We start from the raw sequence: 25,778 nt of genomic DNA, 5'->3' as shown, positions 1-25,778 counted from the left end.
TGGGCTTTTATGCCACGTGCTCGCCTTATCTATAATCCAACAGCAGGCCGGGAATTGGTGGAGAGAAACCTTGCCAAAATTCTCAATCGGTTGGAAGACGCAGGGTATGAGACATCTTGTTTTGCAACCAAGTATCGATGGAGTGCGGCGGAAGAAGCACAAGCTGCAGCTGAAAGCGGATTTGATTTAGTGGTCTCTGCAGGTGGGGATGGAACTCTTCATGAAGTAGTGAACGGATTAGCGAGCCATCCGAATCCGCCTAAGCTCGCGATACTACCCGCGGGAACTGTAAACGACCTTGCTAGAGCTCTTGAGTTACCGCGGGATATCTTAGCGGCAACCAGTATAGTAAAAGAAGGCAAGATAAAGCGTATTGATGTAGGAAAGTATGGGGAACGTTATTTTATTAATGTTGCAGCTGCGGGGCGGATTGCAGAAGTTACCTATGAGGCGCCAAGTAAACTAAAAACGGTATTAGGACCGCTTGCTTACTATGCGAAGGCGATGGAGAAATTAGGCACGTTAAGTGATCCTTTCCCGATCCATATTGAGACACCAGAGGGAGAGTGGGAGATTGAAGTCCTGCTCTTCCTCATCGCGAATAGTGTCTCTGTAGGTGGATTTCAAAAAATTGCACCCTCAGCAACGTTATATGATGGATTACTTGATGTGATTATTGTGCCGAAGACCAAAATTCCCGATCTACTACACTTAGCTGCTCTAGCTTATCGTGGACAGCATGTACATGACTCTCGGGTCATTTACTTTCAGACAAAGAGTCTTAATATCAAAACACCGGAACCCCTCAACTTAAATCTAGATGGAGAGTGGGCTACTGGTGAGTTGTCAGGGCGATTTGAGATCTTGACAAAGCACCTAGAAGTATTTGTTCCGTAAATAATAAGCTCCGCTCGGATAGTTAGTTGAAAGTATGAACTGCTATCAGAAGGGAGCTTTTTGTGTTCCTTATTGGTTGAAATTGGAGTTCATAAATCATTCTATTTCCATGGTATAATCACTTGGTCTATATTAAATGTCTATACTACATTATATATGGGAGATATAATTGGATGAAATCAAAATTACATTACCTAATAAACTATATGAAATCTCGATATTCTTTATGGATTTTAACCTTGCTTCTTGTTGTGGTGGTAGAGTTACTCAACCGAGGCAGTCTTCGATCATTATCAGGATGGTTATTTGATATTGGTGATTTTCCTTCTGTAGTACTTACTTTTTTGATTGTTTATAGCTTGTTATCATTTTGTATCGCTTTGATTGGGCGAGCTCAGATCGCATATTGGACCATTGCTGTGGTTTTAGTAGTCATTGCTTTTATTAGTGGTATTAAGTGGAGGACGATCGATGCCCCTATGATGCCTTGGGATGTGTTACTTGCAAGCGAAGCATTTGATCTGACCGGATATATACAAGAGGTTTCACTATATATGGTTCTGGTAGTAGCTAGCTTTGTGACGGTAAGTATCGTGCTGATCAAGAAGCTACCTCATTTCCAAAAGAAGTTCTCGTGGCTAGAGAGAGGAATTTTCCTTATTCTATCGATTCTGTTACTAAATGTGGCCTATACAGACAAACCTATTCCGATTAAAAAAATGCTAGGAATCGCTCATTCCTCTGTTCATCCAGTAAATAACTATATTCGAAATGGCTTTTTGGTTTCGACTATGTTAAATATTAATCAGGTATTTATTAAAGAACCGAAAGGATATAGCGAAGAAAAAATTAAGTCATTGATTAATGGGATCTCGAAAAGCGAGAAAGGTAACTCGAAAGATAAACCGAATATTATCGTGGTATTAAGTGAGTCCTTGTGGGATCCGACCAAAATGAAGAATGTAAAGTTTAGTAAGGACCCATTGGCATTTTATCACTCATTACAGAAAAAATACTCGAATGGAGAGATGCTATCTCCTCAATTCGGTGGATGGACAGCGAATGTAGAGTTTGAAGTGTTGACAGGAAATACAGTTCGTTTCCTGCCATCTGGGTCAGTTGCATATAACCAATATGTAAATCATGGTGTTGATTCTCTCGCGAGTATCTTAGGCAGGCAAGGATATAATTCAACCGCGATTTCCCCAACCCATAACTGGTATTACCAAGCTAACCAAGTGTATCGAAATTTTGGTTTTTCTCGTTATATTAGTGGAGAATTTTTCGAGCAGAAGAAAAAGGGACCTCAAATCGCAGATAGTGAAGTGGCGAAAAAGATTATTGAAACCACAGAGAAGAGCTCTGGTTCTGACTTCATCTTCGCTAATACGATGGAGAATCATGGGGCTTATCAAAATAAATATAAAGAGAACGAAAAGACGATTACAGTAGATGGCCAGATGTCAGCAGAAACAAAGGATTTGCTAGAAAATTATGCTACAGGTACTGCTGGTGCTGATGAGATGCTGAAGATGTTGGTGGAGCATTATGAGAAGAGTAAGGAACCGACGATTGTCGTTTTCTTTGGTGATCACTTACCAGCCCTAGGGGCTAATTATAAAGCCTATAAAGAAATGAACTATATCAGTGGATCAAGTGATCCTGATTTCCTTAACAAGATGTATCGTACTCCGCTCATGGTATGGAATAATTATCTACCAGAGCATCAAGATAAGTTAGACATTAGCTCTGCTTTTGTAGGTCCGTATGTGCTCCATTTAGCTCAAAAAGAAGGAACCTACTATACAGATTACCTTTATAATCTGTCGAAGCGTTTTTCTGTTATTCCTCCGCAAGATTCCTATAAGAAGCTGGGGATGAAACCGGAAGATCTAGCTGATTATCGGATGTTACAATATGATATTCTGTTCGGTAAGCGTTATGGATACGGTAATCTAAAAGATCAAATTGCAACCAAAAAGTATATTTATGGCTACGGAGAGATGTCCATTTATCACGTCGCTCTGCAGGGATCTGGAAAAGAAAAATCAATCCAAGTGACAGGTAAAATCTTTTCGGGTCCGAGTAAGATTTATCTCGATGGAAAAGAACTGAAGACTACGTACCAACCAGATGGTAGCTTAGTAGGAATCGTGTCAGAAGAACAAGCACAGGGGCTTGGGAAGTCTAAGGTTCAAGTGAAGAATGTGGATACGAAAGGAATGGACCTAGCCGTCTCTAATGTTTTTCAGATGAAAGATTAGTAAACGGAAAAGCTCCCCTCAAGTAGACAGTTGCAATCATAAACTGCTATCTGAGGGAAGTTTTATGTAGGGCTACTGATTAACGAACAGGAATTGCACCTTCAACAAGATGTCCGTGTACTTCATTGATTTGATATTTGGTGTTATCAAAAGAAAGAACTACGAACTCTGGGCTTGGCATTAGTTTTCTGATTAATGGATTCATTTCTGCTTGAACTAATAGAGAAAGATTGCCGTCTTTAATAACTGCTGTTTTTACATTGAAGTCATACACAGCACCTTTAGTGCCAAGCGATAGATATACATACGTCTTTTTGCCATGTTTCACCATGGTTGTACTTTCTACTTTCGTATCTACTTGTGCAGATACTACTTGAGGAATAGAAGCATTATTTTCTACTGTGAAAGTAGCCTCTTCCCATCCGCCTTGAGATACTTTACTAACTTCAGCTGCTTGAGTAGTGGAAGGTGTAGCAAACCCTGCACCTACTACCATAGCTCCACATGCGATCATTCCTACTACGAAACGTTTTGCATTCATTAACAACAACCCCTTATTCAAAGTTTATCGAACAATCAAATCATATCATAGAATGATGTAAATTTATATGTTTTTATATAAATTTACAGTTAAAACTTTATTATAAATCTTTTGTTTATGAATAGAATGCTAGATTGAAATGGTCAAAAGACATTTTAACGATAGATTACAAAGGTATTATAAAGGGTTTTGTAAATGCCATCTGTTTTTGTAGTAAAGTATAATTAGTTTTAATGAACTTTATGTTCATTTCTTTTTAAAATAAATTTATATATTTTATGTAAATATATACGATCGTAAGTATAAAAAACCATTAAACTAGCTCAAATGAACAGTACCGATATTCCTTGAACCAAAGAGAAATTACGCAGAGAATATCCTGTAAGAAAATTACTTGAACAATGCCGTCATAGAAAACTTCCTTTGTTCGCTTAAAAGTGATTTATTTTTTATCTTCACGTACTTTTTGAGTATGGATTATTCAACAAAGGAGTTATAATCATATTAAATAAAAAGAAAATTCATTCTATTAATATCTTTAAATGGGAATAGATAGCCCACAAGTAGATCATTTTTCTTTCAGAGTACTGTAGGTCAGTATGTCTAAATTAGCTACAATGTTTTTGAAGTCTTTTTAAGCCGCAATATAATATTTACAATATATTAAATTCGTTATACTATAAGTATATAATGAAAAAAAGGGAGATGATCAGTTTGAATAATAAAAAAAATGGTATATCTGTTAATTTTAACGGAGCGGCTGGAAATCAATTTGGGAAAAATGTGTTTGTCACCATAATACCATTTAATGTAGTTGAACGTTTATTGGTGATTTTTCCTGATGTTCAGAGAAAAGTTAATATGGTGCGTGTTAAAGATATTGCTAAATATATATTGAGCGGTTTAAAGACAAGTAATTATTGTTTTTTAAGTGCAGTCACAGCAACTTCAAAGGGCTCAATTAAATATGATGATAATTTTCATGCAGTTAGCCTGGATATTAATTCTGTATTAAGTATCAATGATGGTCAACATCGAATCGAAGGGATAAAATTAGCCCTAAATACATTGCGTAATGAGCTTTCAAATGCTAAAGATCAAGATGCTAAAGAAAATTTAGCAAAAAAACTTGAGCGGCTAGAGAATATGTGTGTACCTGTTGTGATTTTTGATAACATGAGTCAGCAACATGAGCAACAGCTTTTTCATGATTTGAATTTACTAGCGGCTAAGCCCAGTAAGTCAATTTCATTAAAATTTGATAACACAGATTTGTACAATCGTATGGCTAAAGAGCTTAAACAAGAGAATGAATACCTTGTTCTGTACGGTATTGAAACTGAAAAAACGCAATTGAGGGATAAAAATACAAACCTTATGGTTTTATCAACATTACGAAATACAATTTCATTCATTATCAGTGGGACAGACAAGGACAAAGATCACAAATTAAATGATAGTAACTATGATGAGATGAAAGAAACAGTAAACGAAGTATTAAATACTATTTTCGACTCGCTACCTAACGATTGCAATAATCGCAATAAGTATATTATTGGGCTAGCAGTTACAATGCAAGGTATAGGTAAGTATGCATATTATTTGCTGAATAATCATCAAATTGTCGATTGGAAAACCTATCTAACTGGACTCAGAAACATAAATTGGAAGCATGACAATAAAATGTGGAACGGTTATGGTGGAAACTACGATCCACTAAAAGAGAAGTTTGTTTTTAGTGGTACTGGAGGAGGAGTAAATGGAGTATGTAATGCTCTCATAGAAAATAGTATCCCATATGAATCTATACGAATATAGTTTTCTGTTCTTTGATTTTAACAAACAGAACAATATGAAGGGTATGTTAGATAGGAGATTTGCCAATTTGAAAGGAAGGGGGGATGCTTGAAAAGTGATGATGGTCTTTTATCGCTGGAGGCTAGCATTCAAGAGTCAACTTTTAGAATATCCAACTGGGCCAACAGTTTAATATTCTAAAACATTTGTTGTTTCCCTTCGCCAGAATGGAAGAGTTATTGCTTTGAGGCATTATGGGCATTCCATTTGCTTTATACGCACTAAGATTTTCGTTTGAATATCTAGATTCTTTTTTCTTACAATAAACAGTCACCCAGCGCTGTCTAAAAAGTGATAGCGCTGGGTGACTGTTTATGATTTGGATGGTGGAGCATAGCGGGCTCGAACCGCTGACCTCTACACTGCCAGTGTAGCGCTCTCCCAGCTGAGCTAATGCCCCATAACAAGCTAATCATACAATGAAATAAATAGAATGTAAATAATCATTTATCCACTTCGTTTTATCACACTCCGCTGGGACAGAGTGTGATAAAACTGAAGTCAATTACGATGCTTTCATTTCGGCTAATGCTCGTCTATTTTGTTCTTCGTCAAACTCTCCCTCACTTTTGGCCACTACGACGGTAGCGATTCCATTTCCTATTAAGTTAGTAATAGCGCGGGCTTCAGACATAAAACGATCAACGCCAAGTAGTAATCCTAGACCCTCAAGAGGGATTACATGCAAGGCTGAGAGGGTGGAGGCTAAAACGATAAATCCCGAACCTGTGACCCCTGCGGCTCCTTTAGATGTAATCATGAGGATTCCGAAAATAGTAACCATTTGCCAGATGCTGAGATCGACGCTAAATACTTGAGCGAGGAAGAGTACTGCCATCGATAGGTAGATCGAGGTGCCGTCTAGGTTGAAGGAGTAACCGGTTGGTATAACTAGGCCGGTAACGGATTTAGAGCAACCAAACTTCTCCATTTTGTTTAACATTCTAGGCAGTACTGTCTCAGAAGAGGAAGTTCCGAGAACAATTAATATTTCGTCCTTGATAAACCGCAAGAATTTGAAGATGCTAAACTTATATATTTTACAAACGATGGCGAGAACAACGAAGATAAAAATGGCCATAGTTAAGTAAACGGAGATCATGAGTTTACCCAGTGGCATCAATGTTTTTAGTCCGAAGTTTCCAATGGTATAGGATATCGCGCCAAAGGCACCAATCGGAGCTACACGCATAACCATTTGGACGATGCGGAAGAAGACATTCGATATTCGTTCTGATAGATCGATGATGGGTTTTTTATAGTCATCGCTAAAGCTAGCAAGTGCAAATCCAAATAGAACGGCAAATAGAACGACTTGCAAAATATCACCTTTGGCAAAGGCACCCACTACATTTTCGGGAACGATGTGAATGAAAAAGTCCACCCAGTCCATCTTCTCTCCTGCTTTGGTAAACTCGGATACATCACCTGCTTTAATGGATGCCAGATTCACATTTGCTCCGGGTTGAATGTAATGAGCGACAAGAAGGCCAATTAGGAGAGCGATGGTCGTAATAATCTCAAAATAGAGCAAAGCTTTTCCACCGACCCGGCCCACTTTCTTCATATTCCCCATCTTGGCGATTCCTAAGACGATTGTAAGGAATATGATGGGAGCGATTAACATTTTTACTAAGTTAATAAAAAGGGTTCCTAGAGGCTTCATCTCTTTTGCGACACTTGGCATTAAGAAACCAAATAAAATTCCTAGAAAGATCGCAATGAGTACCTGAAAGGTTAGGTTAGAAAAAAGTTTTTTCATAAATATGAGCCTCTTTCTCTTTGTTTTGATGGATATCGTAAAAAATGAAATTTAGTAATATACTATCTAAATTTATATGAAAAGTAAATGATTTCTTAATAAAAGTAAAAATAGTAGGAATTATCTTAGGGAAATGGTATTGCCCTTGAGAACAGAAAGTGATTGTAATATTTGGGTTCCTCTTATCTACTATTACTAGATTGTATTATGCTAATATAAAATAATATAATTTATAATTGTTCAGAACATCACAAAGGGGGACAGACACAAGATGAAAAATCTGAAGGATATTCACCCGATCGGTTGGACTATCATCATAGGTACGATGTTTGGTAGGTTCTCAACTTCGATGAGTATTCCTTTCCTAGCTATTTATCTGACGAATGTCCTTCATGCAACCCCTATTGAAGCTGGGTTGGTTATTGCTTCTAGTTCGGGTATTGGGATCTTAGCTAGTTTCTATGGGGGATTTTTAGCAGATAAAATTGGACATAAAACGGTTATGCTGACATCCGTCTTTGGCGGAGCTTTTGTTTTTTTAGGGTTTGCATTTAGTCAAAGTGTTCTCGCCTTTTTCCTCGTCAATGCGCTTAACGGTCTGTGTAAATCGATATTTGAACCTTCGTCTAGGGCGCTGTTATCCGATATAACGGAGGAAAAGAAGCGACTACTCATCTATAATCTACGTTACGCCGCAATTAATATAGGAGTTGTCTTTGGACCTTTAATAGGAGTGGTGCTGGGATCATCGAGATCTACTACCCCGTTTCTCTTTGCAGTTGCTGTGTATGCTCTCTATGGCCTGGTGTTAGTCTATCAATCTCGTGCCTACCCTACACTTTTTTATAAGAACGATTTATCTGAGCGGATTAGCCTGCGGAGAGCTTTTCATGTAACAAGAACGGATACGGTGTTCTTATTCACTATTATGGGGGTTCTTTTTTGCGCATTTGGTTACGGGAGTCTGAATGCTACTTTTCCACAATACTTTGCAACGCTTCCTGGATTCGGAGATGGAGTGAAAATTTCCTACCTCATGTCACTCAATGCCATCTCTGTACTGGTATTTCAGTACCCTGTTGTACGGATTGCGCAAAAATTTTCTCCGTATACAGTATTAATAGTGGGGAGTCTATGTATTTGCGCTAGTAATTTGAGTATAGCGTTTATTTCACACTTCTTTGCACTTGGTATCGTAATTATTCTGTTTACGATTGGAGAAATCCTCATATTTACACTGACGGATGCTCTAGTTGATTCTATTGCAAAACCTGAGTTAAAGGGCACTTATTTTGGAGCTATGGGTTTTTCTCAGCTAGGGAATGTATTGTCACCTATAGTAGGTGGATGGTTGTTAAGTTACTTCGGGGCAGGGCAACCCTTGATCATTTTTGGAGTTTTAGTTCTTGTTACACTTCTAGGTGTCCCTCTTCTTCTGCGTGCAAAATACAAGCTTGCAAGTAGCAAGAAACATACTATACCAAAGGTAGCATCATGATATATAGAAAATAATAAATAAGGAGAAGGTAATTTTATTCAGAGGTTACCTTTCCTTAATGTGACTAACCTTTTTGAAAAGCAACTTTATTCTTCCAGTGCTTTCTTCTTGTAGTTAATGGATATTTTACAAAAAATGTTCTCTATTACTAAAAAAGGGGTACACTTTTTATATGATATAATTCTCATATAGCATAAAAACTCGGAGGGATTTTCATGCCCATGAATTTATTACTAATCGTGTTATCGCTTGCTGCATTTGCCTTAACTATCTGGGCGCAGTTTCGGGTGAAGGGGAGCTTTAAAACATGGTCTGGTTATAATGCTAGTTCGGGCGTGACGGGTGCAGAGGTGGCTCGTCATATCTTAGATCGAAATGGATTGCGAGATGTTCCGGTCGAGCCTGTTCCAGGTTCGTTATCAGATCATTACGATCCGATTAGTCGTGTGGTTCGATTATCTGAGCCAGTTTACCATGGTCATTCAGTTGCTTCTGTTTCAGTAGCGGCTCATGAGTGTGGACATGCCTTGCAACATAAGGAATCATATGGAGCGTTGGTTCTGCGTCATCGCATGTTTCCAGTTGTGAACTTTACATCGGGGGTTGCCCCGTTTCTTCTATTGGCTGGATTTTTACTAAAGGCGACGGGCCTTATCTTGGTGGGGATCATCTTTTTCTCGATTGCTGTCGCTTTCCAACTGGTTACATTGCCAGTTGAGTTTAATGCCAGTAGCCGTGCGAAGCAGATATTAGTAAGTGATGGATTTATCCGCAGTCATGAGGAAGAGCATGGTGTGAACAAAGTATTAAACGCCGCTGCTCTTACGTATGTAGCAGCAGCGCTATATTCTGTGATGGAGTTACTCCGTTTTGTGTTTCTGTTCCTCGGTTCTTCGGATGATGATTAATAATGTGTTTCCTGTAATAGATGAGTTGGAAGCTGGTTCTTTGGAATTAGTTGTGTGTCGAAACCATTTGGTTGCACATAACGATCCCATTGCCAGACTCCGGCTCTCTTTTTTTGTGCTTCTTTTTGAATACTCCGAAATTCACTTTCATATCGGATGTTCGGCTCGTATACATAAGCAACTCGGGCTAGTCCATTTCGAAGTAACGCCTCCTGTAGACATTTTTCATCGACATAGATATAAGCTAGTAATCTTCCGTACTTATCTCGCTTTGACTGATCATATTCGAGTTCAATTCTCTGTGCTTTTTTAATCTGAAGCTGGGTGAAGTGTTTGGCTTCCTCTGCGAGAGGTTGCTTTGGTAGATTTGGGTGATTTGTTTCGGGGGTGTCTATGAGTAGGAGTCGGATGTTCTCCACTTTGCCTTTTACTCTGGCTTGTATTGTATCCCCATCAATGACAGAAACGGAACTAAGGGGGATTTTTTCTGATGGCATATTTTCTGTGGATTTACTGGTAATGGTGCTACAACCGGTAAAGATGAGAAGGGACAGGATAGAGAGAATCATGATATGAACTGTTTTTTGAGACATGTAGGCTCGACCTCCTAAGTGGAAATATTATATTCTGCAATTTTCCGAAGAACAACAGAAAAAGTCTGTCTCAATCAGCGTTATCATCTCTATCTGTGGTAACAGCAAGTCGTTTTTTAATGGCAACATTCAGCTTCCGCTTCCTCAACTTATACATTTAACCTCGCATTAGGTACAAGAGGACGCTAGTTTTTTTATTATGAAAAATCTTACTTTAAATATAAAAAGAAAAATTTAGTTGTTTTAGTTCATAAAAAACATTGAAAATTTACATTAAAATTCATACAATGTACATGCCAGTCATTTTCAACATAGAGAGGGAGAGATGAATGAAGAAGGCTTTATTATGGATGTTGGCTCTGGTGGTAACGCTAACGAGCACTTTGTTTGGATCGAGTGCTGAAGCGAAACCGGAGCAGAAGCCATTTAATCCAAATGATTTTTCTACATATGGTACAGGCTTGAAAGATGGTCCTAGACCCGAGGGGTTAGAGGAGTATACTCCGGCGAAGCGATTTGTAACGAAGGATGAGTTGAAGAAACAGGGGAAGAATCAACAAAGGATTAATCCAGATCAAATTCTTCCACAAAAGATAGATCTTCGTCCATATTTTGCGCCTATTCGCAGTCAATCTAAATTTGGGACTTGTGTGGTTTTTGCAACGACTGGCTTGCGTGAATATTATATTGGAAGACATACAGAGGCAAAGGGAAAAGATGTTACACACTTGTCTCCTTCCTATATCTACTATCCAAGCGGTCCAGATGATGGATTATCCTTTTATTCTGCATTTGAAACGTTGAGACGAGAGGGAGTTCCTCCAGAGACGGAGCGCCCGTATGATCCTGATCGTAGTAACACCGATCAGTTTAAGGCTCCTAAAACAGTTCTACAACGAGAAAATGCGGCTCCGTATAAGATTGATTCGTTCCGCTTTATCAGAGATAACAGTAATATGGTTGATAACGTGAAACGAGCAGTAGCGAATGGTGATCCGGTTATGTTTGGAATTCCGGTATATCCAAACTTTGATGAGACTCCATCTACCGGGATTATCCCGGCCGTAGAAGAGAAGAAATCTCGCGGTGGACATGCCTTGGTAGTAGTTGGTTATGATGATGAGAATGAGTGGTTCATCATCCGAAACAGCTGGGGAGAGAAGTTTGGAGATAAAGGTTATGCGTATATGGGATATGATATTTTCAGAGAGATGAACGATGATTATGGATATGTAGCAAATATCCGAAACAACGAATATCCGCCACAAGGCGTGAAGTTGTCTGTGTCTGCATCAACGGATACAACGATGACATTGAATGTATCAGCCATCAATGCAACAAGCTTTGATTTATACCGTGATGGTAAATATGTAAAGAGCTTTACTGGTAGTGAGGTACAGGATGAAGGTCTGAAAGCTGATGCTACGTACAAATACCATATAGTGGCGAAAAACAGCCGGGGTGGAACGCGTAGTGTGACAGTTGAGAAGCCAACTGTGGCTGTAGAGCTAGATATAGCAAGCTAAACGATGAAGAGATTTCCTATCATATGGAAATCTCTTTTCCTATATATAAAAAAATAATATTGAAAATATACATAAAAATTAGTATAATAACAATGTTAGATTATTTTTCTTATTGAAAGGGAGAGATGGATGAAAAAATCATTGTTATGGGTCTTGGCTTCGGTATTTACATTAACAAGTACCCTGATTGGGACAAGCAATGCTGGGGCAGAGCCGGCTCAAAAGCCGTTTAACCCAAATGATTTTTCTACGTATGGAACAGGATTAAAGGATGCTCCACCACCAAAGGAGATGCAGACGTATACGCCTCCGAAGAGATTTTCGCAACAAGCGCTTCCTACCAAGATTGATTTGCGTCCGTATTTTGCTCCTATTCGTAGTCAATCCAAATTTGGAACTTGTGTAGCTTTTGCCACGACAGGATTACGTGAATACTATATTGGACGATATACAACTGCAAAGGGCAGTGATATTACGCACTTGTCGCCTTCTTATATTTACTATCCAAATGGTCCAGAAGATGGGATGTCGTTTTACAGTGCTTTTGACACTTTGATAAAAGAGGGAGTTCCACCTGAAACAGAGCGTCTATACGATCCCGACCGTGAAAATAAGGATCAGTTTAAAGCCCCACTTACAGCATTACAACGCAGAAATGCAGTTCCTTATAAGATTAGTACGTTCCGTTATATCTACAGAAACAGCAATATGGTTACAAATATCAAGCAAGCGGTTGCGAATGGCGACCCTGTTATGATCGGGATTCCAGTATATCCGAACTTTGATGCGACCCCATCTACGGGGATTATTCCAGCCGTTGGAGAGAAAAAATCCCGTGGTGGACATGCTTTGGTAGTAGCTGGATATGATGATGAGAATGAGTGGTTTATCATCCGAAATAGCTGGGGTGATAAATTTGGAGATAAAGGTTATGCTTATATGAAATATGATATCTTCAAAGAAATGACCAACGATTATGCATATGTAGCAACAGTGAACAATAATCAATACCCACCACAAGGCGTGAAGTTTGCTGTATCCGCTAAAACAGATACCACTGTTACTCTATCTGCATCAGGACTTCAAGCGGTAAGTTATGATCTGTATCGCAATGGCAGATATACCAAAAGCTTTACAGGTGGCAGTGTAACGGATGTCGGTCTTGAACCGGGTACTTCATATGAGTATTATGTAGTGGCCAGAAACTACCGAGGTGATACACGTAGCTTTACTGTTACAGAAGAGGCTCTACAAAATGTAGAACCCATTAAAGTGGAGCTCGATAAAGCAAGTTAATGAGAAAAAAGGGATTTCCTATTATTGGGAAATCCCTTTTTGTGGTGCGCCCGGCATGGGCGCAGTCTATAGGGTGAAAGTCCCGAATGGTGAAGGTAGCAGTAGCCATAGCTTAAGACAAGGGTGTCCACCGTGAGGTGGAATCTGAAGGAAGTCGGCGGCAAACCTCCGGTCTGAGGAACACGAATCTCATATAAGGCTAGCATTCGCTGGATGAGTCTGCCGAACAAGACAAAGTCCTTGCTACCGAAGGCGGATGAGAGTAAATGAGGCAGATGGATGGAGGGAAAGACTGCGTCCTTACCCGGGGAGATCTGCATGGCAAGCCATGCTCACATGGTAACCTAGACCGAAAGGTTTAGCTGAACATGCAGAAGTCAGCAGATGCCATAGTACCTGAGTAGAGGACGCTTGAAAAGGGAAGGGCTGAACATTTAGGAAGAACGATTCACTATGCGTTCATTTCTTACGTTGATACAGACAACCTATAATAGGCTTGCCTAGAGGAGGAAAGTGGTGAAGTCCATGGGGGACTCTAGGAGGGTGGAGTAGGGAACGGCACAAATAGAACGAATTGTTCACGAGGAAGGTTATATCGATGTTAATGAAACGGCTACTTTCAAGAGAAAATCTCTGGAAAGCACTCAAACAAGTAGAAAAGAATAAAGGTAGCCATGGGGTGGATGGAATGTCAGTAGAATCCCTACGAGAACACATCCGAGAACATTGGACTTCTATCCGTTCTTCCATCGAAGATGGAACCTACACTCCGATGCCTGTCCGACGAGTCGAAATCCCGAAACCGAACGGGGGCATTCGGTTATTAGGTATACCTACTGTGTTTGACCGCTTTGTACAACAAGCAATCGCTCAAATCCTTATACCCCTATTCGATCCATTCTTTTCAGATTGTAGTTACGGATTCCGTCCCGGAAAACGAGGACATGACGCAGTTAGAAAAGCAAAAGGTTATATAGAAGAAGGACATCGGTGGGTAGTCGATCTAGATCTTGAGAAATTCTTTGATCAAGTGAACCATGATAAATTAATGGGATTGCTTGCAAAAAGAGTACCAGACAAACAAATATTGAAACTGATTCGTAAATATCTGCAGTCTGGGGTTATGATCAATGGATTGAAAGTTGCCAATGAACATGGTGTCCCACAAGGTGGTCCTCTAAGTCCGCTATTGTCTAATGTAATGCTAGATATATTAGATAAAGAACTAGAGAATCGTGGTCACAAATTCGTTCGTTATGCGGATGACTGTAACGTCTATGTCAGAACCCGCAAAGCGGGTGAAAGAGTGAAGCAATCTATCACTCAATTCATTGAGCAACAACTAAGACTCAAAGTAAACCAAGAGAAAAGTGCAGTAGACCGCCCTTGGAAACGTAAGTTTCTAGGATTCAGCTTTACATCCAATTTTCAGCCCAAAATACGTGTTGCTAAAGAGAGTATTAAAAGAGCTAAAGAGAAAATCAAAGAAATCACTTCTCGCTCGAAACCACTCACTATAGAACAAAGAATTGAACAATTGAATGTATTTTTGGTGGGATGGGTCAACTATTTTTCCTTGGCAGATACCCCAACTTCATTTCAACAAATGGACGAATGGCTTCGTAGAAGGCTAAGAATGTGCCTTTGGAAGCAATGGAAGAAACCCAAGACAAAAATTAAAAGGCTTATTTCTTTAGGAATTCCTAAAGAAAAAGCCTATGAATGGGGCAATACTCGTAAGAAATACTGGCGCATTGCTTGTAGCCCGATCCTCCATAGGACTCTTGATCTCGCCTATTGGCGAGGTCTCGGACTAAAGAGTATAAAGGCAAGATATGACTGGATTCGTCAGACTTAAGTGAACCGCCTAGTGCGGAACCGCATGCTAGGTGGTGTGAGAGGTCGGGGGTTAATCACCCCCTCCTACTCGATTAAGTGTTATTTGTCGGTACGTTTGGCTGCCATTTTTTCTCCTTGCTTGAGCAAGTCTGTGTAATCACGATCCTTTTTTATCCTTTCCAGATCTTTTTGTATCTCGGAGGCAGATAAAGTATCTAACTTGAAGGTGCTGTGTAGAATTTCATACTGTGTTTTTCCACGTTTTTTAGGATGGTCCTCAATTTCTTCTTTCCAATTGATATGAGCTTGATCCATTAACAATTCAAGTGCAGATCCGGTTTCATAACGAATGGATCGCTTGAGGTAGTTAAGAGACTCTGCTTGTCCATTTGCAATCAGGTTGAAGGCATCCATAAAAGTGATATGATAGGGTTCTTTCTTAGTAGCGAGTACAGTAAGCTTCCCGCCAACCAGACGGCTGTAACGATACTCCAAATAGCGAGCTGAGCCTTCGATCGCTTCGGTATACATTTCTCCTTTCAACTGTGGCCATTGTTGATTACGATACTTTCGTACGATTGTCCAATCATGTAATGCTTTCTTGATCGCTTCGGGATCATTCGTAGCCATCGCTCGATCTAATAATGTGAACTCAAGACCCATCAAAGCGAAATTTTCTTTGTTATATGGATAGTTTTCGATATGTTCTTGGTCATTGAGATCGTAGGTCCAGTCATGCTGTTTATAAATGTGAAAACCTTCGTGTAACAAAAAGGAAGGGAAATCAAAATATAGATCTGGATTCTCCATCATCTTCGGATGATACTTGAAGTAGTATACTTCCTTTCCCCCTATATCGATTGTCCCAAAATTGGAAGGAAACCAGGTAGGTATCATTTTTGGATCGAGACGGCTTAAACGAAATACCTTGGGAAGACTTAGTGATGTGGGTACCTCTATTTCCTTTGCAAAGACGCTATCTCCAATGCTTTCTATATTTAGTGCGTATGCTTCTTCACGGAGTATGCCTCTATCCTTATGAGTGCGAATGAGGATGAGTGGCTTCTGTTCAAAGTGATAGTTGTTATCCCAGAGTTGGTCACTAGAAGTTTTGAAGCTCTGATAGACTGTTGATAATTCCGTTAGCATCTTTTGATCTGTAGAATCTAACGATTTGAAATGTGTACGATAGGTCTTATTCAAAACGATATTTCCTATAAAGATACTGATGAAAATGGCTAGTATAGCAAGTGTAATCTTACGTTTTTTGCTCATAGTACGCTCCTTGTATGCAGACATAAATATGACTCCATGATAGTCCTATTATTGTGAATGAGGAAGTGTTTAAAACAGCTATATCATACATAATATCCTCTTCACAAATTGTTCATAAATTCATCTGTCATAAAATACCCCTTTCCGGTGTCTATATAATGTGACGAGCGGAGGGGAGGTTTTAAATGGAAGAGTTGATATCAATGCCAGATCTATCTGAAACAGATGACTTCGAGTCTTTATTTAAAAACCACTATCCGATGGTGGTACGGCAAATTATGCGAATTATACCATCTCAGTCCATTGCGGAGGACATTGCTCAAGATGTTTTTGTCCGTTTTTATCGTATGGATCGATCAAGTGTTAAGCATATACCGGCTTGGTTGATTAAAATGGCGATTCATACATCATACAACTATGTACGATCTGAGAAACGGCATTTGGCACGGATTGAAAAAGAGTCCCTCTACGTTACTGGAACGACAATCTCAACTGAAAGTAGATGGCTTCAGAGGGACGAAATCGCTACAGTAAGAGATATCCTTGCCCAGATGGATGAGAGAGAGCGGGACTTATTACTTATGAAATACTCCGGATTTAGTTATGACGAGCTGGCAGAAGCCGTGAACATAAATAAGGGATCAGTGGGGACTTTTCTATCTAGAGCTAAAGAGAGGTTTCGCAAAAAGTACAAACAAGTAAGGGGGGATGACTGATGATATGTAAAGATGAGATGCTCATGCAAGCTTACTTAGATGGAGAGCTAACTCGTGATGAACGCAAGCAAATTGCTTTGCATATCGAAAAATGTCCCGAATGCCTCGCGAGGATGAATGAAATGAAGGATTTAGAGGACTGGGCCCGAATCCATATCACAGACAGCTTTCCTCGTGTGGATGAGGCTTTATATATAGATGTGGATCGAGCTTGGGACCATGTAAGTGAGCAGGTTGAGATCCAGGAGAAACAGATGAGACAACCAATTCAAATACAAGAAAAAAGAATGAAAGGGAGATGGAAAAATATGAAAAAAAATACGAAGCGTTGGATTTCGGGTGTGGCGGCAGCAGCTGTTGTGATTGGGGGATTTAGTATCCCACAAGTACAAGCGGCTACGAGTGAACTACTATCTGCCTTTCGGGTGGATAAAGTTGAACTCGTCAAATTGACAGAAAAAGATCTTCAACATATGGAGGCTTTTCTTCAGAATAAAGAGTTAGGTAAGCTTGATTTAAAAGGAATGGGCAAGATTTGGACAGAAGGCGAACAAAAGAAAGATCGCCATCGTGAGTATGATACGTATGAGCAAGCAGTGAAAAAAGAAGATGCTTTACCAAAGAAGCCGGAAGGATATACGGTAAGTAACATTAACGTAACCGATCCGATGAAGATTCATTTCCAGTTGAATACAGAGAAAGTAAACAAAGTGTTAAAGCAGTTGGGCGCTAAGGTGGGATTGGAAAACAAACTGAATGGGAAGACGTTTAGTATAGAAGTTCCTAAAACAACGATGTTAAGTCTACGTGATACGACTTACGATTTTCATTATATGGTAGCGAGTACTCCTCAGCTTAGAGTAGATAAAGATGTAGACGTTGCCAAGCTAAGAGACTCGATCTTATCGTTCCCATTTATTCCAACCGATCTAAAAAGGCAGATGATGGCGATTCAGGACTGGCAAAGTACACTTCCGATTCCAGTTGTAGAGGGAATGGGGAAGGTGAGTGAAGTCCAAGTAAATGGAGCTAAAGGCGTTATGATGAAGGAGGAGCATGGAGCTGCCGTTTTACTCTGGCAAAAAGATGGCAAGATCCATACTCTGTCTGTTTATCAGAACGGAGCAGATCGATTGATCGAGCTAGCAAAAAAACTGGATAAGTAAGCAAAATAGAGCAGAGTGACCTCGGGTTGGGGTGGCTCTGCTTCCATTTATATGGACAAGTAGAGGAGGAGAATGTGTGGGGGATTATGTAATTGAGTCAAACCAATTAACCAAGTTATATGTGGGAAATAAGGGATGTCAGGATATCACGATTCAAGTCCCAAAAGGAAATGTTTACGGATTTTTAGGGCCAAACGGAGCGGGGAAGAGTACTTTTGTCCGAACTTTATTAGGATTGATTAAATCAACCAGCGGGACGGGTACGATTTTGGGTCATCCGATTTCTTCTCTTGAGTCAAGGAAGAAGGTAGGATATCTACCCGAGTTATTTCGTTATCCAGACTGGATGACAGGCAGACAGTTGCTACGGTTTCACTCCGAAATGTGTCAACTGAATAATAAACAGCAAAAAACGAGGATTGAGGAGTTACTGGACTTAGTTGGTTTACATAATCGAGGGGATGAACGAATTAGTGGTTACTCCAAAGGAATGCAACAGCGGATTGGGATTGCATGTGCTCTGGTTTCAGACCCAGAAGTAATCTTTTTAGATGAGCCTACTTCTGCTCTTGATCCAATCGGGAGAAAGGAAGTTCGGGAATTAATTCGTGACTTGCAGATGAAAGGGAAAACCATTTTTTTAAATAGTCACTTGCTGAGTGAAGTGGAAACGATCTGTAACCATGTTGCCATTATTAATAAGGGGCGCCTCATTATTCAAGGGGATTGGAGAGAGCTTTCTGCGATCGAGACACAAATTGAGATTACCTTGTCGGGGATTGAAAATCTCTCTTTCGATGCTATGGCAGAGATAGTGTTAGAAAGTGAGAAGGTTCGTGCTGAAAAGGAAAAGGAAAGTTGGAGATTGACTTTGAAAGATGAAGAAAGTATTCCTGCATTGATCTCTGCTCTAACAGTACAGAAAGGGAAGCTATACCAAGTGGTGCAAAAAAAACAAAATCTAGAGGATATTTTTATGTACTGGATCAATCGTCAGGAGGAAGCGGAACATGTGGCCAATCGCTAGGTTGACGATTAAAGAAATCATCTATAAGCGTGTTTTTCTGGTTATTTTCCTGATGTCGCTAGCACTCCTTATCTTTTATGGAATCGGAACTTACTATGCGCAGCAGCAAGTATCTTCCATGAATAGGGGGCCTATGGGTGCTTTGGCACAAGGATTTATGTCCACACAATTCTACGGGATGGGGTTATACTTTGCTGCTTTCATTACATCTCTGCTGGCGATCTTCAGTAGTGTAGGAAGTATATCCAAGGAGATTGAAAGCCGGCAAATTGATCCGATGATGGCAAGGCCTATATCGAGAGCTTCGTTTGTGATGGGACGATTTGTTGGACTAAGTCTCTTGATGGCCTCTTACTCCATATTTTTATTTTTGGGGATTACGGCAGTAAACCAATTTCTCGGAAATCAATTAAAGGTAGTTGTATCAGCGTCTCAAATTTTCCAAGCAGGAAGCTTGTTTATACTGCAATCTATCATCATTGTAGCAGTTGCACTCTTTTTTAGTACCCGCTGGACTACGCTAAATAGTGGGATTGTGCTGATTATGTTATATGTAACGAGTATGTTAGGTGGATTTATTGAACAACTTGGTGGCATTGCTGAGATTAAGCAAATGCTCAATTTTGGAATTGTGACGAGTTTACTCTTTCCGGTCGATACCATATTCCGAACGATGACCATTAGTTTGTTTGAATCTGCTGACGATCCTATTTCAATGGCAGCACAAGGGATATTTGGGAGTGCATCGGCCCCTAGTAAGTGGATGTTGATTTATATTGGTTTATATGGCGTATTGGCACTATGGTTTGGGATTCGTTCATTCCAAAAAAGAGATCTCTAAAAAAGGTTAGCCTGTGAGTCTACAAGGATTCACGGGCTTTTTCAATTATAAAATAATGATGCATAACATTTACTGAAAATTAAAAATGAATAGGTATAATAGAGATAGGAAGGAGGGATGTTATGAACAGGGTTATGCGTGTGTTTTTACAGATATTTATGATCGTTGTTTGTGGCTTGATGCCTCTGTCTTCCTTTATGCCGGTCTCTGTGTCTGCTGCAAATGATTCATATCCCAATGATGTAAAGATTCTGGTTCACAATGTATATATGTTGCCGCAGTCTCTTTATCCTAGCTGGGGACAGGTGAAGCGGGCTGATTTAATTTCGGAAGCAGCCTATATAAAGGGGAACGATCTGATTATCTTCAATGAGTTATATGATAACGAAGCTTCTACAAAGCTATTAGGAAAGGTTAAAACCCAATATCCTTACCAAACCCCTGTACTCGGACGAGGTGAAGAGGGATGGGATTCGACTCAGGGGAGTTATTCTCGTTTTACTCCTGAGGATGGTGGTGTATCCATCGTAAGCAAGTATCCTATCTTAGAAAAAATCCAACATGTATACAGTAAAGGGTGTGGCACTGATTGGTATGCGAATAAGGGTTTTGCTTATGTGAAGATGAAAAAGGACAACCGGATTTATCACGTTATCGGAACACACATGCAGTCAGATGATGAGAGTTGTTCAACTGGAGAAGCAGCATCCATTCGTAAGACGCAGATGAGTGAAATGAGACAGTTTATCGTGAAGAAGAAAATTCCTGCCGAAGAGGTGTTATTTATCGGTGGAGACCTAAATGTGATTAAAGGATCTTCCGAGTATCCTTCGATGTTGAACGACTTACATGTAGCTGAACCAACTTTGTATACGGGATTTTCATCCACATGGGATCCCACGACAAATGGGATTACGAAATATAATTATCCCAATTTGGCTCCTCAATACCTTGATTATGTCTTTGTTGAAAAAGATCATGCCAGGCCAAAAAATTGGTATGTGGAGTCCTTATATACGAAATCACCTGAATGGAGCGTAACGTCTTGGTTTAAAAAATATAGTTATACAGATTACTCTGATCATTATCCAGTTGCAGGGTTTTCCAAACCGTAAATTTAAAGTGATGAAGACTGCTCATTCGAGTAGTTTTTTTTTGTTCGCATTGAAATGGGTTCGTTTAGGAATAGTAACATCAAAGGAGGTTTGTGAATTGGATACATCACAATCACAAGATTTACAACAGACTTTAATCTATCTACATAACGAAATTAACCGCATTGAAGCAATTGCGGAAACTCTTTCGACGAGGGCGCGTGATCATTATCACCAGCTAACGAACTATGATGATAAGGGACTCACCGACATGGCTGTAGAAGAGCAACATGCAGCTAGACAGCTTGCAACGATCCAAAAAATGTGTATTACGATGGCTGGAAAGCTTGGTCAGTTAAATGAAGATGGCAAAGGTGATCAGGGCTGGGAGAGTGGGCAAGTTGATCAAACTCATTGAAAATATGATTCGTTCGGCAATCGATAAATCGGTAGACAAGATGATTACCACTGCCATACGTGATCAATATACAGAAAATCTATTTGAAATGATCCCAACGGCTGGGAAAATAGGCATGATCAATTTGATGGAAATTGCGATGCGCGGTCATCAAGGGACTCCCATTTCCCGTCCTCTAGGGAGTCCGATTCATTTATCGCCATGGGAGAAAATGTTGTTTAACCCGGTTCATCTGTTTCGCTTTCCAACACAGGAAAGCACGGGAATTGGTACATCGGTCACGATTGGCCCACGGGCGAAGAAACCCATGACGATTTCCATTCCGATTATGATTGCCGCGATGTCGTTTGGTGGGGCATTGAGCAAAAGTGCAAAAATTGCTTTGGCTAAGGCGGCAACTGCTGTGGGAACAGCTACGAATACAGGTGAAGCAGGATTGATGAAGGAAGAGCGTGAAGAGGCGCAGTTATTGATTGGCCAATATAACCGGGGAGGATGGATGAATACACCCGATAAGTATAAACAGCTAGATGCAATCGAAATTCAATTAGGGCAAGGGGCACAAGGATCTTGTCATCAACGAACCACAAGTAAAAATATTGGAGAGGATTATCGAGAAGTATATGGTTTGCAGGAAGGAGAAGCGGCCATTATTCATTCTCGGTTGCCAGGAGTCCATACAAAGGATGATTTTATCCAATTGGTCAGAAGACTTCAAGACGAGACAGGTGTTCCAGTCGGACTGAAGATAGCTGCAACCCACCATTTGGAGAAAGAGTTACAAATTGCGGTGGAGAGTGGAGTTGATTTTATCACCCTTGATGGCACGGAAGGGGGAACGCATGGTGGATCGCCGACACTTCAAGATGATGTTGGTTTGCCCACGCTTTTTGCCATTTCCAGAGCCAATCAATTTCTAACTCAAAAGGGGCTTGTTCGGGATACAAGCCTCATTGCTACAGGCGGGCTAGCCACCCCAGGACAAATGCTAAAGGCGATGGCGTTAGGAGCAGATAGTGTCTATATTGGTACAGCTGCGATTATGGCACTCGTGGGTGAGCAAGTAGTGCGAGCTGTTCCCTTTGAGCCACCGACTAGCTTAGTGGTCTACACGGGAAAAAGAACTAGCCAGTTAGATGTGGATCAAGCGGCGATGAGTTTAACTCGGTTTTTAAACGCGTCTATGATGGAAATGGAACAGGTAGCGGTAACACTGGGTAAGACAGCATTATCGGATATTACCAAAGCAGACTTGTGTGTCATGGATCCATTTCTAGCAAAAGCAACAGGGATTCAATTGGGATATGTGGCTCCTGAAGCGCAAAGTCAATTCTTTGATGAAACGAAACCGTTTTTCTTACCACCGGATCATATAGGGTATGAGGAATCAACCATTCATCATTAATAGGGAAATTTACTTACCTTGTGAAACAAGCAATGTGTTATAATCGCCTTGGAATTATAAGATGTGCTAAGGAGGTTGTTTCATGAGTCAAAAGACCCATTCCGATCATGATAACCGCAAATATACCCCATGGATCGTTGGTATTACGATTGTGTTAAACGCCGCGATCACGCTACTGTTTTTTTTACCGAAGTATGATGGGCTAGACCATTTAGATCTAACATTTCTTCCGATGATGAATGCGATCTTTAATAGCTGTACATTTATCTTCTTAGTAACAGCCTTGTATTTTATTAAGAAGAGAAACTTTACGATGCACCGTAATTTTATTCTGGCAGCGTTTACCTCTACGACATTTTTCCTGATTACTTATGTCGTCTATCATTTAAATGCAGAATCTACTTCTTATGGTGGAGAAGGGATAATGAAGTATATTTACTTCTTTATCTTGATTACCCATATCGTGTTAGCCGCGCCAACCGTTTTTATTGCCCTATGGACCATTGTGTATGGTTGGACGGATCAAAGGGAGAAGCACCGTAAGATCGCCCGTTATACTATGCCAATCTGGCTATATGTAAGCCTAACTGGTGTATTAGTTTACCTGATGATCTCACCTTATTATTAATCAGATAAAGGATTAATATAGCAAAACGACTCCATCTCGCGAAGAGAAAGAGTCGTTTTCTTGTGGATCAGATTTATAAAAATAGGTTCCAGAACGTATTAAGTGTCTGAAAGACAGCCGGAACGAAATATTGAAACAAGGGGCCGAGCAATAGTTTGTTAAGTGGTGGAATGAGAAAAATGAGCAGAAAGATGAAGATTCCATATTGTTCATACTGTGACATCTTCGCCCGAGTGCGATTGGATACGAGATCTTCGATAACTCGATACCCATCAAGTGGTGGTAGTGGAACTAAGTTGAAAATAAAGAGTACGATGTTGATTTGAATGATCATAAGTAACAGCTCAACGATTCCCTGATAACCCAATCCAGACTGAACGGCAATGTGGAGGAGAGGGATACACAGAAAAGCAAGAAGTAGATTGCTCAGTGGCCCTGCTAGGCTTACTAAAACGCCAGCTATGCGAGGATTTTTGAAATAGTGGCGGTTTACTGGCACAGGCTTCGCCCAACCAATTCCTGCTAATATAATCAAAATAAATCCAAATAAGTCAAGATGAGCTACAGGATTTAGCGTAACTCGGCCCTGTTGATATGCAGTAGGATCGCCGAATTTATAGGCGACATAAGCATGGGAAAACTCATGAATCGTAAATGCTAAGATAATGGCGAATAGTGCGTAAGGCAATTGTTCCCATGGATAAGCAAGAGAAAGGGATGTAAAATCCAATAGTAACGCCTCCAAGTATTAAGGTGTGGTAAATATTGTGGATGAATGTTAACTTTTTATAGAAACTATGTGTAGAACCATGTGTTATAATGCAAGTGCTATCTTTTTTATTCTTTATTAGGGGACTTTGATTTTGGACAAGCGACAAGTTATTCGATTTATCATAGTAGGTGTCGTCAACACAGTTCATTTTAACTTACTTTATCTGATTATGTATCGCTTTTTTTCGTGGGGTTATTATACTTCCTTCGTACTTGCGTTCTTAATTAGTATGGTTGGTTCTTTTTTTATGAACTCATTTTACACGTATCGAGTTAAGCCAACATGGAAGAAATTTATACAATTTCCGATGACAAATGTCGTTAATTTTGTCGTTACGGCAGTCGGAGTATATGTACTGGGGGATCTGTTGGGCTGGAATAAAACCATCTCTCCATTTGCAGCTTCGTTAATTGCGATTCCGTTTACATTTATTATCTCAAAGAAAATTTTGGTGACTGAACCAGATAAGGGGGGAAGATTATGATTTCAATTATTGCGCCTTGCTATAATGAACAGGACGTTTTGTATGACTTTTATCAAACTGTTACCAAAGTGATGAAGGAAAATCAGTATAGCTACGAGATCGTTTTTGTCAATGATGGTAGTCGTGATCAAACTCTCTCCATCTTAAACGAGCTTGGGGAGAAAGATCGACGAGTGCAGTACATCTCATTTAGCCGAAACTTTGGTAAAGAGAGCGCCATGCTGGCTGGCTTAAGCTACTCTAAAGGTGATGCTGTTATTATTATGGATACGGATTTACAACATCCACCAAGTATGATTCCGCGAATGGTTGAAGCTTTCCAAAACGGCTCGGATCAAGTGATTGCGAAGCGAAACCGTGCAGGGGAGTCAAAGTCCAGGTCTTGGGTTTCTAGCTTATACTATAAACTAATTAACCGATTTGTTGATGTTCAATTAGAAGATGGTGTTGGGGATTTCCGACTACTAAGCCGTAAAGCAGTTGATTCCTTATTATCATTAAGTGAGTATAACCGTTTTTCAAAGGGATTATTTTCTTGGATTGGTTATAAACAAGAAATTATTGAGTACGAAAATGTAAGTCGACACGCTGGAGACAGCAAATGGTCCTTCTTTAGCCTTCTTAACTATGGAATAGACGGTATCATTTCATTTAATAATAAACCACTTCGACTTGCTATTTATTCTGGGGTTGCAGTAATGATTGCTGATGTTTTCTATGTCTTATGGATGCTGGTTAAAACATTACTATACGGCGTTGACGTACCCGGATATTTTACACTAATTTCAGCCATTCTACTCTTAGGTGGAATTCAATTAATTGCTTTAGGTGTTATCGGAGAGTATATTGGCCGCATTTACTATGAAACAAAGAAAAGACCTCATTATATTGTAGCAGATGATAACTATACACAAGTGAGCCAGTCAACAAAAAAAATTCAAAAAGTACTTTCGTAAAAAAGTTATCGAAGA

General features: G+C 39.9%; 23 protein-coding genes and 1 tRNA gene. 18 read left to right on the top strand and 6 right to left on the bottom strand.

All coding sequences use genetic code 11. The features are described from left to right. Positions 1–9 precede the first annotated feature (9 nt). Positions 10–897, top strand: coding sequence for a YegS/Rv2252/BmrU family lipid kinase (locus BT147_RS03995; RefSeq protein ID WP_072331188.1), 888 nt, complete (start codon positions 10–12; stop codon positions 895–897). 173 nt (positions 898–1,070) lie between these two features. Continuing rightward, positions 1,071–3,161 (top strand): LTA synthase family protein, encoded by a 2,091-nt coding sequence (locus BT147_RS03990; RefSeq protein ID WP_072331186.1) that lies wholly within the window; start codon positions 1,071–1,073, stop codon positions 3,159–3,161. A gap of 79 nt (positions 3,162–3,240) precedes the next feature. Here BT147_RS03990 and BT147_RS03985 read toward each other — a convergent pair whose 3' ends face one another. Beyond that, the gene (locus BT147_RS03985) at positions 3,241–3,702 is read right to left on the bottom strand and encodes a mitochondrial porin family protein (RefSeq protein WP_072331184.1); all 462 of its coding nucleotides are present in this window, start codon (positions 3,700–3,702) and stop codon (positions 3,241–3,243) included. Between the two features lie 714 nt (positions 3,703–4,416). Between BT147_RS03985 and BT147_RS03980 the strand changes: the two genes are divergently transcribed. Beyond that, positions 4,417–5,520: a DNA sulfur modification protein DndB gene (locus BT147_RS03980; protein ID WP_072331182.1), complete on the top strand. Its 1,104-nt coding sequence runs from the start codon at positions 4,417–4,419 to the stop codon at positions 5,518–5,520. A 363-nt stretch (positions 5,521–5,883) separates the two neighbouring features. Here the strand turns inward: BT147_RS03980 and BT147_RS03975 are convergent. Continuing rightward, positions 5,884–5,959: transfer RNA gene (locus BT147_RS03975), tRNA-Ala, on the bottom strand. Between the two features lie 105 nt (positions 5,960–6,064). Continuing rightward, positions 6,065–7,321, bottom strand: coding sequence for a dicarboxylate/amino acid:cation symporter (locus BT147_RS03970; protein ID WP_072331180.1), 1,257 nt, complete (start codon positions 7,319–7,321; stop codon positions 6,065–6,067). 271 nt (positions 7,322–7,592) lie between these two features. Between BT147_RS03970 and BT147_RS03965 the strand changes: the two genes are divergently transcribed. Beyond that, on the top strand, positions 7,593–8,819 hold the full coding sequence (locus BT147_RS03965; RefSeq protein WP_072331178.1) for an MDR family MFS transporter: 1,227 nt from the start codon (positions 7,593–7,595) through the stop codon (positions 8,817–8,819). Positions 8,820–9,034: 215 nt separating this feature from the next. After that, positions 9,035–9,727 (top strand): zinc metallopeptidase, encoded by a 693-nt coding sequence (locus BT147_RS03960; RefSeq protein ID WP_502688552.1) that lies wholly within the window; start codon positions 9,035–9,037, stop codon positions 9,725–9,727. Here the strand turns inward: BT147_RS03960 and BT147_RS03955 are convergent. After that, on the bottom strand, positions 9,724–10,320 hold the full coding sequence (locus tag BT147_RS03955; protein ID WP_072331176.1) for a thermonuclease family protein: 597 nt from the start codon (positions 10,318–10,320) through the stop codon (positions 9,724–9,726). The genes BT147_RS03960 and BT147_RS03955 overlap by 4 nt on opposite strands. Positions 10,321–10,649: 329 nt before the next feature. On the opposite strand from BT147_RS03955, the gene BT147_RS03950 reads away from it, so the two are divergent. From BT147_RS03950 to ltrA, 3 genes are all read left to right on the top strand, one after another. Next, the gene (locus BT147_RS03950; RefSeq protein ID WP_072331174.1) at positions 10,650–11,846 is read left to right on the top strand and encodes a C1 family peptidase; all 1,197 of its coding nucleotides are present in this window, start codon (positions 10,650–10,652) and stop codon (positions 11,844–11,846) included. Between the two features lie 129 nt (positions 11,847–11,975). Then, entirely contained in the window at positions 11,976–13,142 is a 1,167-nt protein-coding gene (locus BT147_RS03945) for a C1 family peptidase (RefSeq protein ID WP_072331172.1), read from the top strand. 598 nt (positions 13,143–13,740) lie between these two features. Continuing rightward, entirely contained in the window at positions 13,741–15,000 is a 1,260-nt protein-coding gene (gene ltrA / locus BT147_RS03940; RefSeq protein WP_072331170.1) for a group II intron reverse transcriptase/maturase, read from the top strand. A gap of 80 nt (positions 15,001–15,080) precedes the next feature. Here ltrA and BT147_RS03935 read toward each other — a convergent pair whose 3' ends face one another. After that, positions 15,081–16,256, bottom strand: coding sequence for a hypothetical protein (locus BT147_RS03935; RefSeq protein ID WP_072331524.1), 1,176 nt, complete (start codon positions 16,254–16,256; stop codon positions 15,081–15,083). Positions 16,257–16,441: 185 nt separating this feature from the next. Between BT147_RS03935 and BT147_RS03930 the strand changes: the two genes are divergently transcribed. From BT147_RS03930 to BT147_RS03895, 8 genes are all read left to right on the top strand, one after another. Further along, positions 16,442–16,972 (top strand): RNA polymerase sigma factor SigX, encoded by a 531-nt coding sequence (locus tag BT147_RS03930; protein ID WP_072331168.1) that lies wholly within the window; start codon positions 16,442–16,444, stop codon positions 16,970–16,972. Further along, the gene (locus tag BT147_RS03925) at positions 16,972–18,138 is read left to right on the top strand and encodes an anti-sigma factor family protein (RefSeq protein WP_072331166.1); all 1,167 of its coding nucleotides are present in this window, start codon (positions 16,972–16,974) and stop codon (positions 18,136–18,138) included. The genes BT147_RS03930 and BT147_RS03925 overlap by 1 nt, the downstream gene beginning before the upstream one ends. Before the next feature lie 76 nt (positions 18,139–18,214). Continuing rightward, the gene (locus BT147_RS03920; protein ID WP_072331165.1) at positions 18,215–19,165 is read left to right on the top strand and encodes an ABC transporter ATP-binding protein; all 951 of its coding nucleotides are present in this window, start codon (positions 18,215–18,217) and stop codon (positions 19,163–19,165) included. Next, positions 19,149–20,006 carry an ABC transporter permease subunit gene (locus tag BT147_RS03915; protein ID WP_072331163.1) on the top strand — a complete coding sequence of 286 codons (858 nt, stop codon included), beginning with the start codon at positions 19,149–19,151 and terminating at the stop codon, positions 20,004–20,006. The genes BT147_RS03920 and BT147_RS03915 overlap by 17 nt, the downstream gene beginning before the upstream one ends. Before the next feature lie 122 nt (positions 20,007–20,128). Continuing rightward, positions 20,129–21,121: a sphingomyelin phosphodiesterase gene (gene sph, locus BT147_RS03910; protein WP_072331158.1), complete on the top strand. Its 993-nt coding sequence runs from the start codon at positions 20,129–20,131 to the stop codon at positions 21,119–21,121. 97 nt (positions 21,122–21,218) lie between these two features. After that, a complete protein-coding gene (locus BT147_RS03905) occupies positions 21,219–21,518 on the top strand; it encodes a hypothetical protein (RefSeq protein WP_072331155.1) in 300 nt (99 codons plus the stop codon). Next, a complete protein-coding gene (locus BT147_RS03900) occupies positions 21,502–22,923 on the top strand; it encodes an FMN-binding glutamate synthase family protein (RefSeq protein ID WP_072331153.1) in 1,422 nt (473 codons plus the stop codon). The genes BT147_RS03905 and BT147_RS03900 overlap by 17 nt, the downstream gene beginning before the upstream one ends. Before the next feature lie 82 nt (positions 22,924–23,005). Then, complete coding sequence (locus tag BT147_RS03895) at positions 23,006–23,551, top strand: DUF420 domain-containing protein (RefSeq protein WP_072331151.1); 546 nt, start codon at positions 23,006–23,008, stop codon at positions 23,549–23,551. A 73-nt stretch (positions 23,552–23,624) separates the two neighbouring features. On the opposite strand, the gene BT147_RS03890 is transcribed toward BT147_RS03895, so the two are convergent. Further along, positions 23,625–24,281 (bottom strand): site-2 protease family protein, encoded by a 657-nt coding sequence (locus tag BT147_RS03890; RefSeq protein WP_072331149.1) that lies wholly within the window; start codon positions 24,279–24,281, stop codon positions 23,625–23,627. Positions 24,282–24,414: 133 nt separating this feature from the next. Here BT147_RS03890 and BT147_RS03885 point away from each other — a divergent pair, with 133 nt between their 5' ends. Then, on the top strand, positions 24,415–24,807 hold the full coding sequence (locus BT147_RS03885; protein WP_286119024.1) for a GtrA family protein: 393 nt from the start codon (positions 24,415–24,417) through the stop codon (positions 24,805–24,807). After that, positions 24,801–25,763 (top strand): glycosyltransferase family 2 protein, encoded by a 963-nt coding sequence (locus tag BT147_RS03880; protein ID WP_072331145.1) that lies wholly within the window; start codon positions 24,801–24,803, stop codon positions 25,761–25,763. Before BT147_RS03885 ends, BT147_RS03880 begins: the two co-directional genes overlap by 7 nt. Positions 25,764–25,778: the final 15 nt, after the last annotated feature.

The sequence above is a fragment of the Thermoactinomyces sp. DSM 45891 genome (assembly GCF_900119485.1).
GTDB lineage: Bacteria > Bacillota > Bacilli > Thermoactinomycetales > Thermoactinomycetaceae > Baia.
This window is presented reverse-complemented; position numbering and strand designations above follow the sequence as displayed.

What these genes read in the sequence shown, in the direction of transcription:
- BT147_RS03995 (WP_072331188.1), top strand. Translation starts at nt 10, where the DNA reads ATGCCACGTGCTCGCCTTATCTATAATCCAACAGCAGGCCGGGAATTG.
- BT147_RS03990 (WP_072331186.1), top strand. Translation starts at nt 1,071, where the DNA reads ATGAAATCAAAATTACATTACCTAATAAACTATATGAAATCTCGATAT.
- BT147_RS03985 (WP_072331184.1), bottom strand. Translation starts at nt 3,702, where the DNA reads ATGAATGCAAAACGTTTCGTAGTAGGAATGATCGCATGTGGAGCTATG.
- BT147_RS03970 (WP_072331180.1), bottom strand. Translation starts at nt 7,321, where the DNA reads ATGAAAAAACTTTTTTCTAACCTAACCTTTCAGGTACTCATTGCGATC.
- BT147_RS03965 (WP_072331178.1), top strand. Translation starts at nt 7,593, where the DNA reads ATGAAAAATCTGAAGGATATTCACCCGATCGGTTGGACTATCATCATA.
- BT147_RS03960 (WP_502688552.1), top strand. Translation starts at nt 9,035, where the DNA reads ATGCCCATGAATTTATTACTAATCGTGTTATCGCTTGCTGCATTTGCC.
- BT147_RS03955 (WP_072331176.1), bottom strand. Translation starts at nt 10,320, where the DNA reads ATGTCTCAAAAAACAGTTCATATCATGATTCTCTCTATCCTGTCCCTT.
- BT147_RS03950 (WP_072331174.1), top strand. Translation starts at nt 10,650, where the DNA reads ATGAAGAAGGCTTTATTATGGATGTTGGCTCTGGTGGTAACGCTAACG.
- BT147_RS03945 (WP_072331172.1), top strand. Translation starts at nt 11,976, where the DNA reads ATGAAAAAATCATTGTTATGGGTCTTGGCTTCGGTATTTACATTAACA.
- ltrA (WP_072331170.1), top strand. Translation starts at nt 13,741, where the DNA reads ATGTTAATGAAACGGCTACTTTCAAGAGAAAATCTCTGGAAAGCACTC.
- BT147_RS03935 (WP_072331524.1), bottom strand. Translation starts at nt 16,256, where the DNA reads ATGAGCAAAAAACGTAAGATTACACTTGCTATACTAGCCATTTTCATC.
- BT147_RS03930 (WP_072331168.1), top strand. Translation starts at nt 16,442, where the DNA reads ATGGAAGAGTTGATATCAATGCCAGATCTATCTGAAACAGATGACTTC.
- BT147_RS03925 (WP_072331166.1), top strand. Translation starts at nt 16,972, where the DNA reads ATGATATGTAAAGATGAGATGCTCATGCAAGCTTACTTAGATGGAGAG.
- BT147_RS03915 (WP_072331163.1), top strand. Translation starts at nt 19,149, where the DNA reads ATGTGGCCAATCGCTAGGTTGACGATTAAAGAAATCATCTATAAGCGT.
- sph (WP_072331158.1), top strand. Translation starts at nt 20,129, where the DNA reads ATGAACAGGGTTATGCGTGTGTTTTTACAGATATTTATGATCGTTGTT.
- BT147_RS03895 (WP_072331151.1), top strand. Translation starts at nt 23,006, where the DNA reads ATGAGTCAAAAGACCCATTCCGATCATGATAACCGCAAATATACCCCA.